This window comes from Winogradskyella sp. (assembly GCF_965656915.1).
Lineage (GTDB): Bacteria > Bacteroidota > Bacteroidia > Flavobacteriales > Flavobacteriaceae > Winogradskyella.
In genome coordinates, this window is record NZ_CBFHMI010000031.1 from 15,183 (window position 1) to 28,166 (window position 12,984).

At 31.9% G+C, this 12,984-nt stretch carries 18 protein-coding genes and 2 pseudogenes; 10 read left to right on the plus strand and 10 right to left on the minus strand.

All coding sequences use genetic code 11. From position 1 onward, the window contains the following. Nucleotides 1-166 precede the first annotated feature (166 nt). The 4 genes and pseudogenes from ACTG3Y_RS08910 (at nt 167) to ACTG3Y_RS08925 (ending at nt 2,489) form a co-directional block, all read left to right on the plus strand. On the plus strand, nt 167-1,246 hold the full coding sequence (locus ACTG3Y_RS08910) for a tetratricopeptide repeat protein (protein ID WP_439152577.1): 1,080 nt from the start codon (nt 167-169) through the stop codon (nt 1,244-1,246). 18 nt (nt 1,247-1,264) lie between these two features. Next, nucleotides 1,265-1,429, plus strand: a pseudogene (locus tag ACTG3Y_RS08915) (hypothetical protein); the annotation flags it as partial. Nucleotides 1,430-1,432: 3 nt separating this feature from the next. Further along, nucleotides 1,433-1,843: a sensor histidine kinase gene (locus ACTG3Y_RS08920; protein WP_439152578.1), complete on the plus strand. Its 411-nt coding sequence runs from the start codon at nt 1,433-1,435 to the stop codon at nt 1,841-1,843. Between the two features lie 67 nt (nt 1,844-1,910). Next, complete coding sequence (locus ACTG3Y_RS08925; RefSeq protein WP_439152579.1) at nt 1,911-2,489, plus strand: response regulator; 579 nt, start codon at nt 1,911-1,913, stop codon at nt 2,487-2,489. Between the two features lie 52 nt (nt 2,490-2,541). On the opposite strand, the gene coaD is transcribed toward ACTG3Y_RS08925, so the two are convergent. Further along, a complete protein-coding gene (coaD, locus tag ACTG3Y_RS08930) occupies nt 2,542-2,997 on the minus strand; it encodes a pantetheine-phosphate adenylyltransferase (protein WP_439152580.1) in 456 nt (151 codons plus the stop codon). Nucleotides 2,998-3,026: 29 nt separating this feature from the next. Then, a complete protein-coding gene (locus tag ACTG3Y_RS08935; protein ID WP_439152581.1) occupies nt 3,027-4,004 on the minus strand; it encodes a D-alanine--D-alanine ligase in 978 nt (325 codons plus the stop codon). A 138-nt stretch (nt 4,005-4,142) separates the two neighbouring features. On the opposite strand from ACTG3Y_RS08935, the gene ACTG3Y_RS08940 reads away from it, so the two are divergent. The 6 genes from ACTG3Y_RS08940 (at nt 4,143) to ACTG3Y_RS08965 (ending at nt 9,100) form a co-directional block, all read left to right on the plus strand. Further along, the gene (locus tag ACTG3Y_RS08940) at nt 4,143-4,697 is read left to right on the plus strand and encodes a PASTA domain-containing protein (protein ID WP_439152582.1); all 555 of its coding nucleotides are present in this window, start codon (nt 4,143-4,145) and stop codon (nt 4,695-4,697) included. A gap of 2 nt (nt 4,698-4,699) precedes the next feature. Further along, nucleotides 4,700-5,737, plus strand: coding sequence for an RluA family pseudouridine synthase (locus ACTG3Y_RS08945; RefSeq protein ID WP_439152583.1), 1,038 nt, complete (start codon nt 4,700-4,702; stop codon nt 5,735-5,737). 79 nt (nt 5,738-5,816) lie between these two features. After that, nucleotides 5,817-6,575 (plus strand): peroxide stress protein YaaA, encoded by a 759-nt coding sequence (gene yaaA / locus ACTG3Y_RS08950; protein WP_439152584.1) that lies wholly within the window; start codon nt 5,817-5,819, stop codon nt 6,573-6,575. 116 nt (nt 6,576-6,691) lie between these two features. Next, entirely contained in the window at nt 6,692-7,498 is an 807-nt protein-coding gene (locus ACTG3Y_RS08955; RefSeq protein ID WP_439152585.1) for a tryptophan-rich sensory protein, read from the plus strand. Nucleotides 7,499-7,598: 100 nt separating this feature from the next. Further along, nucleotides 7,599-8,876, plus strand: a complete 1,278-nt coding sequence (locus tag ACTG3Y_RS08960) for a DEAD/DEAH box helicase (RefSeq protein ID WP_439152586.1) — start codon at nt 7,599-7,601, stop codon at nt 8,874-8,876. Next, entirely contained in the window at nt 8,876-9,100 is a 225-nt protein-coding gene (locus ACTG3Y_RS08965) for a VF530 family DNA-binding protein (RefSeq protein ID WP_439152587.1), read from the plus strand. Before ACTG3Y_RS08960 ends, ACTG3Y_RS08965 begins: the two co-directional genes overlap by 1 nt. A gap of 7 nt (nt 9,101-9,107) precedes the next feature. Here the strand turns inward: ACTG3Y_RS08965 and ACTG3Y_RS08970 are convergent, their stop codons facing one another. The 8 genes and pseudogenes from ACTG3Y_RS08970 to ACTG3Y_RS09005 all read right to left on the minus strand — a co-directional run. Further along, nucleotides 9,108-9,500, minus strand: coding sequence for an ACT domain-containing protein (locus ACTG3Y_RS08970; protein ID WP_439152588.1), 393 nt, complete (start codon nt 9,498-9,500; stop codon nt 9,108-9,110). A 4-nt stretch (nt 9,501-9,504) separates the two neighbouring features. After that, on the minus strand, nt 9,505-10,395 hold the full coding sequence (locus ACTG3Y_RS08975; protein WP_439152589.1) for a YitT family protein: 891 nt from the start codon (nt 10,393-10,395) through the stop codon (nt 9,505-9,507). Nucleotides 10,396-10,496: 101 nt separating this feature from the next. Then, on the minus strand, nt 10,497-10,916 hold the full coding sequence (locus tag ACTG3Y_RS08980; protein ID WP_439152590.1) for an EF-hand domain-containing protein: 420 nt from the start codon (nt 10,914-10,916) through the stop codon (nt 10,497-10,499). Nucleotides 10,917-11,001: 85 nt separating this feature from the next. Beyond that, a complete protein-coding gene (locus ACTG3Y_RS08985) occupies nt 11,002-11,454 on the minus strand; it encodes a tRNA (cytidine(34)-2'-O)-methyltransferase (RefSeq protein WP_439152591.1) in 453 nt (150 codons plus the stop codon). Then, the gene (locus ACTG3Y_RS08990) at nt 11,444-11,668 is read right to left on the minus strand and encodes a hypothetical protein (protein WP_439152592.1); all 225 of its coding nucleotides are present in this window, start codon (nt 11,666-11,668) and stop codon (nt 11,444-11,446) included. Before ACTG3Y_RS08990 ends, ACTG3Y_RS08985 begins: the two co-directional genes overlap by 11 nt. Nucleotides 11,669-11,728: 60 nt before the next feature. Continuing rightward, entirely contained in the window at nt 11,729-11,872 is a 144-nt protein-coding gene (locus tag ACTG3Y_RS08995) for a hypothetical protein (protein ID WP_439152593.1), read from the minus strand. Nucleotides 11,873-11,969: 97 nt separating this feature from the next. Beyond that, nucleotides 11,970-12,740 carry a tryptophan synthase subunit alpha gene (gene trpA, locus ACTG3Y_RS09000; RefSeq protein ID WP_439152594.1) on the minus strand — a complete coding sequence of 257 codons (771 nt, stop codon included), beginning with the start codon at nt 12,738-12,740 and terminating at the stop codon, nt 11,970-11,972. Between the two features lies 1 nt (nt 12,741). After that, nucleotides 12,742-12,984: pseudogene (locus ACTG3Y_RS09005) on the minus strand (tryptophan synthase subunit beta); the annotation flags it as partial.

The window sequence follows — 12,984 nt, forward strand, 5'->3', positions numbered from 1 at the left end:
AAAAGAAAAACACTAACAAATAGTTATATCTTTTTTATGCTATTAATCAATTTAATTAAAAGAGCATCAGTTAATTCTTCTGTCTTTAAAAACGGAAAGTGCCTGATGCTTTTTTTGTTTTCCAATAGTTGTATATTTCTTTTTCTTTTATTTCAACAAATCACAAATGCTCAAAATCTATCTATTTATAGTGAGCGAATTTGAAAAAGCTATCTCATACTCTCAAGAAGTCATAACAATTACAAAAGATACTCTGATACTTGCCAGTGCATTGAATAATATCGGTGCATCAAAACGAAGTCTTTGTGCTTATGAAGATGCGCTCACAAATTATTTGCAAGCTCTAGAGGTGTACACTGATTTAGGTATGAAATCTGAAGAAGCTACTGTCAACAACAATATTGGTATGGTATACAGCTATCTCAATATTACAGATAAGGCTATAGATTATCATTTAAAGGCTAAAGAAGCATTTGAAGAATTGAATAATAAGAAAGGTATTTCAGAGGTGTATAATAATATTGCTATTATATATGCTAATGATGGCAATTTAGACAAGGCATTAGATTATTTTAAATATTCCTTAGTTATTGAAAACCAATTAGATGAAAAAAGAGGAATAGCAGAATCTGCAAACAACGTTAGTACAGTTTACTATTACATGCAGAAGATTGATTCTGCCTTATATTATTTTGAAGAATCCGCCAGAATAGAGCGTTCAATAGGAAATTTTGCTGGTGTCGGATCTAGTTATAATAATATAGCTCAGGTATTATTAGAAAACGACAGAGCAAAAGAAGCAAAGTCATTTATAGACAGTGCCTATTACTATGCAAAAGAATATAAGGTCGTAGTAGACCACGAAACCGCGCTGTTCAATTATTCGCAATTTTATGAAGCAATTAATAATAAGGATAAAGCATTAGCATATTATAAAGATTTTTCAAATTTTAGAGATAGTATTTTAAATATAGAAACAAATAGTAAAGTAGCACAACTCGAAATAGAATACCAGACCGAAAAAAAAGAAAAAGAAATCCTGTCTCAAAGAGCAGATATCGCTGAGAAAGAACTTAATCTTAGCAATAAGAATAATTACATTTTAGGATTAGGTGCTTTAGCTGTCGTTTTAGGACTTTTAGGTTATTTATTTTACAATCAACAAAAATTAAAAAACCGACAGCTTAAAAAAGAAAATGAATTAAAAGATGCTTTACTAAAAATTGAAACACAAAACAAATTATAAGATCAACGCCTTCGAGTATCTAGAGGTCTTCATGATAATATTGGTGCCCTACTAACATTTATTATTTCTTCTATAGATAATCTTAAATATGGATTTAAAATTCTAGAAAAGCTAAGTGATAAACTTAATACTATTAGTGAGTTCACTACAACCACAATTTATGAGCTTAGAGATACTATTTGGGCGATGAACAAAAGCGAAATTACTTTTGAAGACTTACAGATTAGAATATCAAATTTTATTGAAAAAGCAAATATCGCAGCACAGAATGTTACCTTTAATTTTAATGTAGAGGACTCAGTTGATACGAGTATATCGTTTACTTCAATAAAAGGTATGAATGTGCATAGAATCATTCAAGAAGCTTTAAATAATGCGCTTAAATATTCAGAAGCATCGCAAATTGAAGTCCATATTCATCAGAAAAATAGTAATATGACTATTTCTATTTCAGATGATGGTAAAGGATTTGAAAAGGATAATACAAACTCAGGAAACGGATTGCTTAACATTGAAAAAAGAGGATCTGAAATAGATGCAAAACTTAGTATAGATTCAGAATCCAATATAGGCACAACTATAAAACTTAATCTATGATATACGATAAACTACGTATAGTTTAATTCAAAAAAAAACAGACATTTAAAGTCTAACTCAAAATATTATGAACATTAGAATCGCCATAGTAGATGATAATTCTTTTTTAATAAAAGCAGTAGAAGAAAAACTGTCTTTTTTTGAAGACTTAGAAGTAAGGTTTACAGCTATGAATGGGAGAGCGGTAATGGAAAAACTAGAAGAAAATAATGCGATTGACTTAATTTTAATGGATATTGAAATGCCAGTAAAGAATGGTATTGAGGCGACTTACGAAGTCAAACAAAAGTATCCACAGATTAAGATTATAATGCTCACAGTTTTTGATAATGACGAAAATATTTTTAATGCTATAAAAGCTGGTGCAGATGGTTATTTATTGAAAGAAATAAATGTAGGTGATTTGCATTCTGGAATTATAGAGACCTCAAATGGTGGAGCAGCAATGAATCCGTCAATTGCTTTAAAAACATTGAAATTACTGCGAAATCCTTATATAGAAGAAAAAGAAAACATAAAACTTACGAATAGAGAAATTGATGTTTTGGAGCAATTAAGTAAAGGCTTAAGCTATAATGCTGTTGCAGAAAACTTAATTCTTTCCATAGGAACAATAAGAAAACACATAGAGAATATCTATAGATAACTTCAGGTCCACAATAAACTAGAAGCCGTGCAAAAAGCCAAGCGTAATAATATTATTTAATTGCTACACTATCAGGAACTAAAACTGTATAATCGCCACCATTTCTAATAACATCTCTAACTATTGACGATGATATATATGAAGTTTTTGCAGCTGTTAATAAGAAAACAGTTTCAATTTTAGATAGTTTTCTGTTTGTATGGGCAATGGCTTTTTCAAACTCGAAATCAGCAGGATTTCTTAATCCGCGTAATATAAATTTGGCATTTATTTCCTTGCAGAAATCAACCGTTAAACCTTCATAAGTAGTCACTTTTACTTTTGGTTGATGTTGAAAAGATTTTTCAATAAACGCTTTGCGTTCCTCTACAGAGAACATGTATTTCTTGTCTGCATTTATACCTATGGCAACGACGACTTCGTCAAAAAGTTTAACGCCACGCTTAATAATATCATAATGCCCAAGTGTTATTGGGTCAAAGGATCCTGGGAATAATGCTCGTTTCATTAGTAGAATTTATACTTCAAATATAATTATTAATTACGCAATGCTTCTTCTATAGCATTTGAAAACAAGTCTTCCATACTTATTCCTGCAGCGGCAGCCTGTTGTGGTAAGATACTCTCGTTGGTTAAACCAGGAACAGTGTTTAACTCTAATAAATAAGGTTCATCATTTTTAAATATAAATTCACTTCTCGTAAAACCAGTCATACCAAGAATTTCATAGATGTATTTTGCCATAGTTCTAGTTTTTTCTTCATAGTCTTTGGATATACGTGCTGGTGTAATTTCTTGAGATTTTCCTTCGTATTTAGCTTGATAATCAAAGAAATCATTTTCAGAAACGATTTCAGTAATTGGCAGTACTTTAGTTTTACCTTTATAAGAAATAACACCAACTGAAACTTCTACACCATCTAAATACTGTTCGATAATAATTTCATTATCCTCTTTAAACGAGTTTTCAATAGCAGCTTTTAGTTCTTCTTTTTTGTAGACCTTAGAAATTCCATAACTACTACCTGCTCTATTAGCTTTTACAAAACACGGTAGTCCAACTTTTGCTACAATTGCATCTTCATTAATTATATCGCCTAGATTAAGATAATAACTTTCAGCTGTTTTTATGCCATGAGGTATTAGTGTAGCCAAGAAATCTCGCTTATTAAACGTCAATGCTGCTTGATACATACTGCAGCTGGTTTGAGGAATATCTAATAATTCGAAATAAGCCTGCATAAAACCATCTTCTCCTGGTGAACCATGGATAGCATTAAAAACACAATCAAAATGAAGCTTATGACCATCAACCTTTACTGAGAAATCATTTTTATCTACAGGAAACTCTTTGTTTTTGTCATTTATATAAACCCATTTATCTTTAAAAATATGAATACGATAAGCATTGTAATTGTCCTTATTTAACGTGTTGTAGACAACATTGCCACTCTTTAGGGAAATTTGATATTCGCTCGAATATCCGCCCATAATAATTGCAATATTTTTTTTCATTTTTTTTTTTTTTCAAAAGCTATAATGTAAATGTATCATTTATTTTGGTAAACTAAATCTCCATATGATACGTATTTTATTTGTGAGACGTTATAGTAACGTTATAATTTATTAGTTTTGTCAACAATTATTTAGCTTATGAGTTTTGTTAAGTTTATTACCAGTAAAGTATTTTTAAAGCAATTAGTTTTAGCTATTGTTGCTATTGTAGTTTTAAGTTTCTTTGCACTAAAATGGCTTAACATTACTACAAATCATGGTGAATTTGTTGTGGTACCTAATTTAAAAGGTAAATCCATAGAAACTGTTAAAATTGAATTGAAAGACAACGATCTGGAAATGAAAATTCAAGATTCAGCTAACTATAATCCTAATTATCCTAAATATTCTGTGATAGAACAGAATCCTGAAGCAGGATCTCAAGTTAAAGAAAATCGTAAGATTTACTTAATATTAAACCCTTCTGGATACAGAAAAGTAGAAGTGCCTGATATTATTAAACGTACGTTTAGACAGGCAAAGCCTCAATTACAAGCCTTAGAATTCAAGGTGGGAGAAATTACTTACAAAGATAATATTGGAAAGGATGTTGTGCTCGGAATGAAGCATGATGGTAAAAATTTAAAGCCTGGTACTATGTTGCCGCTAACGTCTACTATAGATTTAGTTTTAGGTAATGGCAAGCGTAATTAATCATGGCTGATATTGTAGATGTTTCAGGGCAGGAAGACGAACTTTATGAGCATTATGCTTTTAGAGTAGAAAAAGGTCAGCAACCACTTCGAATCGATAAATACTTAATGAATTTTGTTGAGAATGCAACCAGAAATAAAATTCAGTCTGCAGCAAAAGATGGTTGTATTTTCGTAAATGGTAATACTGTAAAATCCAATTACAAGGTAAAGCCTAACGATCATATTACTGTAAAATTTGAACATCCTCCACATGAGAATTTACTGGTCGCCGAAGATATTCCTATAGATGTTGTTTACGAAGATGATGATTTATTGGTGGTTAATAAACCAGCTGGTATGGTGGTGCATCCAGGACATGGCAACTATTCTGGTACGTTAATAAATGGATTGATTTTTCATTTTGAAAACCTGCCAAACAACTCTAGTAACAGACCAGGATTAGTACACCGTATAGATAAAGATACCAGTGGATTATTGGTAGTAGCAAAGACTGAAGTAGCCATGGCGCATCTCTCTAATCAGTTTGCAGAGAAAACCAGCGAGCGTGAATATGTGGCTTTAGTATGGGGAAATGTAGAAGAGGATGAAGGTACTGTTGAAGGCCATATTGGTCGTCATCCCAAAAACAGATTACAAAATACCGTTTATGAAGGAGATGAGGCACTCAAAGGGAAACCTGCTGTTACCCATTATAAAGTCTTAGAACGTTTAGGTTATGTTACTTTGGTAAGCTGTAAGCTCGAAACTGGTCGCACACACCAAATACGTGTACACATGAAACATATTGGACACACCCTTTTTAATGATGAGCGTTATGGTGGAGAAAAAATTCTTAAGGGTACAACCTTTACTAAATACAAACAGTTTGTAGAAAATTGTTTTAAGGTATTACCAAGACAAGCCTTACATGCCAAGACTTTAGGTTTTGAGCATCCTACTACAGGTAAACTGTTGAGTTTTTCTACTGAAATTCCTGAAGACATGCAGTTGTGCATTGATAAATGGAGAAAGTATGCCAAGCATCAAGATAATTTATAGCATTATTGGTTTTATTTGTTAAACCAGGTTTATAGTTTTCTTCTTAGTTCGTAAATTTGATTTGAAATAAAATTGAATTATGAAACTCGTACTATCTCCAGCTAAGTCCTTAGATTTTGAAACTCAATTACCAACCACAAAATCAACAGAAGGTTGTTTTTTGGCCGAAGCTGAGCGATTAAATAAACTCTTAAAAAAGAAATCACCGCGTAGTTTATCAAAACTGATGCATATTTCTGATAATTTAGGTGAATTGAATTACGAGCGTAATCAGGATTGGCAATTACCATTTACAAAAGATAATGCCAGACAAGCCATATATGCATTTAATGGAGATGTGTACAGAGGATTAGATGCTTACACTATTGATACCAAGAAATTAGATAAAGTACAAGATACTGTGCGTATTATTTCCGGATTATACGGAATTCTAAAACCACTTGATTTAATGCAGCCTTATCGCCTAGAAATGGGAACTAAAATGGCCGTGGGCAAAAACAAAAATCTTTATGAGTTTTGGAAAAAGAAGGTCACTAAAGCTTTAAACGAAGAGTTAGAAGATGATGAGTTATTTCTAAACTTAGCAAGTAACGAATACTTTAAAGCCATAGATACTAAGGTTATAAAGGTACCAGCTATTAATATTAGTTTTAAAGAATATAAAAATGGTCAGTATAAAACTATTGGCATTTTTGCAAAATTAGCGCGTGGTTTAATGACCAGATATATTATAGATACCGATGCTAAAACCTTAGAAGATATAAAAGGATTTAATTACGATAACTACGGTTTTAGTGAAGAGTTGTCTTCCGCAAAGGAGTTGGTTTTTATGAGATAGTTTTTATCCTTAACGACTAACCAATTTTTATTCAATTAACTTAAAAATCAGTTACTTTTTAAAAATTGAGTTTTAATTACGATGGTTTTATTAACTTGTTGTCAAATATCACCATCATGAAAAAAGTATTACAAATTGGTAATGGACTCGCATTAGGCTCTACAATCTTTATCAACTACTTGTCTAATACAGGAATAATTAATAATACCACTATTGGAGATGTTTCTGATGGCTATAAATCTGTGTTTACACCAGCAGGGTATACATTTGCTATTTGGGGCATAATTTACATACTATTACTGGCTTTTACGATTTATCAAGGTCGTAGTTTATTTGTTAATGTAAAAGATGATAGTGTGGTAAATAAAACTGGTTGGTGGTTTATCTTGTCTTGCATATTTAATAGCCTTTGGGTGTTTGCCTGGATTTATGAGTATACAGGTTTATCTTGTGTATTCATTTTTCTATTACTCTTTTCGCTTTTTAAAATTATATTAAATAACCGCATGGAATTAGGTGATGCGCCATTTCCCACCGTTGTATTTGTGTGGTGGCCTATCGTTATATACGCAGGTTGGGTTACAGTTGCCAGTATAGCAAATGTGTCAAGTTATTTAGTAAAAATAGGTTGGAAAGGCTATGGTATTTCTGAAGTAAACTGGACCATTATTATGATTATTGTCGCTGTACTGTTAAATCTTTTTGTCATGTATAAGCGAAATATGAGAGAATTTGTTTTAGTTGGTGCTTGGGCTTTGGTTGGGATTGGAGTAGCTAATAAAGGCATTCATGAAATTATCACTACTATTACATTTATTGGTGCGGCTATTTTAGTAACAGCGAACGGAATTCATGGATTTTTGAACTTTGCAACCAACCCTTTCATTAAGTATAAACAATGGAAAGTTGAAAGGAACTCATAATATTATTGAATTCTGCTGTGGAGGAATAAATTAACTGTAACTTCGCACCAAATAACGAGGTGAGCTTTAAATAGATATTCATCTTAACTAAAAACGATGTATGTCATTTAAATCATTAGGCTTATCTGAGCCTATACTAAAAGCTGTTAGTAAAAAAGGTTATGAAACACCTTCACCTATTCAACAAAAGGCGATTCCTTCAATTTTAGAGGGTAAAGATATTTTAGCTTCTGCTCAAACAGGGACTGGTAAAACCGCTGGTTTTACTTTGCCTATGTTGCATAAATTAGCAGAAAATTCATATCACAAACACAGAAGTATACGTGCGCTAGTTTTAACACCTACAAGAGAGTTGGCAGCTCAAGTCTTTGCTAACGTAAAAGAGTATAGTGAGTTTTTAGATATAAGAAGTGCGGTGATCTTTGGTGGAGTAAATCAAAAACCACAAGTAGCTACTATTAAGAGAGGTATAGATGTTCTTGTTGCCACACCTGGCCGATTAATTGATTTAGAGAGTCAAGGTGCTTTAAGTTTGAAACATATAGAAATATTAGTTTTAGATGAAGCTGACCGGATGTTAGATATGGGCTTTTTAAGAGATATTGAACGTGTTATGAAGCTAATACCAAGTAGACGTCAAAACCTTATGTTTTCTGCGACATTCTCTAAAGACATAAAAAAGTTAGCATATTCAATTCTTAATAATCCAGTTCAGGTTGAAGCAACTCCAGAAAATACAGCTGTTGAAATCATTGATCAAAAGGTGCATCGTGTAGCAAAAACAAAAAAGACAGGATTAATCATTAAACTTATTTCTGAAGGTAATTGGGAACAAGTATTGGTGTTTACAAGAACTAAACACGGAGCAAATAGGTTAACAAAGAAGATGGTTTCTGCAGGTATTACAGCCGCTGCAATACATGGTAATAAAAGTCAAGGAGCAAGAACTAAAGCTTTAGCTGGTTTCAAAAATGGTAAAGTTAGAGTATTAGTCGCAACAGATATTGCTGCTCGTGGCCTGGATATTCCGTTACTGCCTCATGTCATTAATTTTGAGTTACCAAATGTATCAGAAGATTATGTTCATAGAATTGGAAGAACAGGAAGAGCAGGGGCAAGTGGTGAGGCAATTTCATTAGTAAGCGCTGATGAAATTAGTTATTTAAGAGGTATTGAAAAACTAATTGGTATGTCTATCGATATAGAGATTATCGAAGGTTTTGAACCTGATCCTAATGCATCTACAGAGCCCATAAAACCAGGTCAGAATAGAAGTAGAAACCAAAGTCGAAATAGAAATTCGGGCCAGAGAAACTCAGGTAATACTAAAAATTCTGGAAGAAATCGTAACCGAAGACGTAACGATAGTAAAAGGTAATGTCATCTCAAGTCAACAATCCACTTCATGGAATAAAACTAGAACAGATTATTACTGATCTAGAATCCTATTATGGTTGGGAATATATGGGTTACCAGATAAATATTCGTTGTTTCACTCATGACCCTTCTGTAAAATCTAGCTTAAAATTTTTAAGACGTACTCCTTGGGCAAGAGCCAAAGTGGAGAAGCTGTATTTAAATATGCTGAAGATTAGAAAATAGAAGAAATCTATTTCGATAAATTTTTTAAAACCTTAACAGCATTTAGTGCGTCGTTTATATTCACAAAAATATGATCGTGAAAATATCTGGCAATAACATTACAGCTTATATTGTGTTTAGCTAATTCACTCGAAAACAAAGCTGTTAAGCCTACGGCCTCGAGAGATGAATGTACTTGCAGAGTTATCCATGCCGCAGAAAAACTATAGTTAAGTTTTAATGTATCAGCTTTAGATTTTTCAATAACTACGGTGATTCCTTCTTTTTCTTTAAATTCACATATAGTATATGCTCTGCTTATTTGTTTCGTGTCTGTTACAGTTGTAAAAACATACTCTCCTTCATGTAAGTGAGGATCTATATTTTTCAGTAGTTTAGATAAGTTTTTCTCTCCTGGCATTTTTTTAGAGCATTCGTAATTGTTTGTTCTTTTTCTTGTCTAAATAATGTCGTAAAACACCACCTTTCACATTGTTCACATCGAATTCTACAATAAAAGCATCCTCATCTATTTTGTTAATAATACGATGCATCTTTTTGATATCAATACGATTGATGATGGTATGTATAATATCAAAATCTTCTTGTGTACCCTGGCTACCAAAGCCTTTAGAACCTTTATAAGTGGTTAAGCCAGCTCCTAATTCTTCCATAATTGCAAGTTTTATCTCAATGTATTGTTTAGAGACTATAGTAACACCAATGAAGTCTTCAAAACCCTCTATAGTTAGGTCGGTAACTTTTGCTGTGACTATATAGGTAAGAATGGAGTAAAGCGCCACTTCAACAGAAATCACATAAGCCGTAATACTAAAAAGTATTATGTTGAATAATAAAATAATTTGTCCGATACTAAAGCCAAATTTATCATTGAGATATACACCTAAAATTTCTGAACCATCTAATACAGATCCATTTCTAATGGCTATACCAATGCCTGCTCCTAAAAATAAACCACCAAAAATGGAAATTAGTAGTTTGTCTTCTGTAATGATTTCAAAATTTTCAAAGTGAATAAATAAAGCTAATCCCAATATGCTTATTATGGATTTTATTACAATGCGTTTTGAAACCGTATAAAACCCAAGAATTAGAAATGGAGTACTGAAAATAATTAGTAAAATAGAAATATTAATATTTACAAGTCTATTGACTAAAAGTGCAATACCAGTAACACCGCCATCTAAGAAACCATTTGGTAGTAAAAATGCCTTTAGTCCAATACTCGCTAGTATTATTCCAATAGCAATCTGCCCGTATTCAGAAAAAAGTCTTGAAGCTTTATTGCTTTTCATAGTGTTGATTTGTTGATGTAAAAGTTACAAAACCAAAAGCATTACTCAATTAAAAGCACAAAAAAATCCTCTAGAATTTTTAAAGGATTTTTTAATAGGGTTTAATGTCTTCTATGTTTACGCTTTTTTCTTGGTTTTTCAGCGTTTTCAACAAATGCCTTGTACTCTGCCAGGTCAATAGTTCCATTTTCATCAGCATCTAATTTAGCAAAGCGTTCTTCGATACGTTCTTGCTGCGTCATTTCTTTTCTCGCTACAAATTCTTCTTTTGATAAAGATTCATCGCTATTAGTGTCTAAAGATTTAAATCGCTCGCTAATAATTTCTGCTTTAGCCTCCTCGCGCATACGTTTAGATTTAAACTCTTCTAATGATAAATAACCATTTGAGTCAGCGTCAAGTTTTTTAAATAATTCTTCCGGATTGCGGTGTTTTTTTTCTCTTCGTTCTTGTGCATTTACAAATGTTATGGAACATAAAGCCACAACGAACAAACCAGTTTTTAATGTTTTTGAAATCATAATATTTTTTGTTTTAATTAATGAACACTACTATGACTTATGTCTATTATAGAAGTTTAATTGTTTAAGCTAGTTTGTGATAAAATTAACTAAGTTGTCTTAAGCCTTCATAAACTATAATGCTGACAGCATTAGCCAGATTAAGGCTTCTAATATGATTACTGTACATTGGAATTTTAAAAAGTTGGTCATTATGTTTTTCGATTATATCTTTTGAGAGACCAACAGATTCTTTTCCGAATACTAAGAACATATCATCACAATAGTCAATATCCCAATACGATTTTTTACCATGGCTTGATAAGAATACCATTTTAGCATTCTTATTTTTTTGAAAGAAGTCAGCAATGTTATCATAATAAATAACATCTAAATGTTGCCAATAGTCTAATCCTGCACGTTTTAATCGTTTGTCGTCTATTTCAAAACCAAATGGTTTAAATAGATGTAGTTTAGAGCCCGTAGCTAAAGCCAATCGACCAATATTTCCTGTATTGTTAGGGATTTCGGGTTCTATTAGGACTATGTTAAGCGGCATTCTTTTTGATTTTCAAATAGATTAATCTTATCAATAATACAAATGGAAAACCGTGCATTAAGGTGTCAAAATAGTCTTGCACCTGCATACCTTTTGCTCCACCAGCAATCCATCTTAATTTTCCAATAATATGTGGTTCAGGAAAAAATGGTGCTAATCCTAAGGTTAAGCATAAAAGGATAATAATGCGCCAGTCGTTATATAATTTTGTCATAAATAAAAAAAAACCTACTCAAATATATGAATAGGTTTGATTACGTTTCTATATTATTAATTAATTTTTGTTCTGTTGATCTTTTATTGTTTTACTATCTAAATCAAATTCGCTGGTATCTTTGTATATACGAACAGTTGGATTTGTTGGATGTGTTTGTTCTTTTGTTGGTTTAAATCTTTTTTTATCTTTTATAATTCCCATAGTTTTTTATTATTAAATTCATTTTTAATATAACTATTGTTTATGGAAATTTGTCACAACAAACAACTAAAACATTTGAATATACTGTTAAAAACCCTTAATGTTTGCCTAGAATAGCTGATATGAACGAATCAAAATATTTAACACCTTTGTTGGTTAAGTGCTTTATAAAGGCACTCCCAATTATAGCTCCTTTCTCATTTTTAGTGGCTTGTGTAAAGGTGTCATTATTTGAAATTCCAAAACCAACAATTTGAGGGTTCTTTAGATTCATCTTTGCAATACGCTCAAAATAGTCTATTTGTTCTTTCCCAAAGCCAACTTTCGCACCTGTTGTACTCGCCGAACTTACCATGTAAATGAAACCATCTGAAACAGAGTCGATATATTGAATACGTTCATCTGAAGTTTGTGGTGTAATTAAAAATACATTAATAAGAGCATATTTCTCAAACGTTGCTTTATAATCTGAATGATAGACATCAACAGGTAAATCAGGTATAATTAATCCATCGATTCCTACTTCTTGACACTTTTTACAAAAATCCTCAACCCCATATTGTAGCATTGGGTTAAAATAACCCATAATAATCAACGGAATAGAAACCGATTGACGAATGGCTTTGAGTTGTTCAAAAAGTAATTCACTAGTCATACCGTTTTTTAAAGCTTGTGTAGAACTCGCTTGTATGGTTGGTCCATCTGCTAAAGGATCACTAAATGGAAGACCAATCTCTATCATGTCAACACCACTTTTTTCAAGGTTTTGAATAATAGTAACTGTATCATCTATGTTGGGATAACCAGCGGTAAAATATATAGAAAGAAGTTTTTTGTCTTCTTTTAGTTTTTGGTTTATTCTGTTCATCTTACAATTTAAAATAATCAATATAATTCTGTAAATCTTTATCACCACGACCAGATAAGTTAAGCACAATAATATCGTCTGTTTTAAAGGTTTTATGCTCAAAAACAGCTAAAGCATGAGATGTTTCTATAGCTGGTATAATTCCTTCTAATTGAGATAACTCTAAACCTGCAACCATAGCTTCATCATCTGTAATGGAAATAAATTCTGCACGTCCTGTTTTATATAAATTGGCATGCATAGG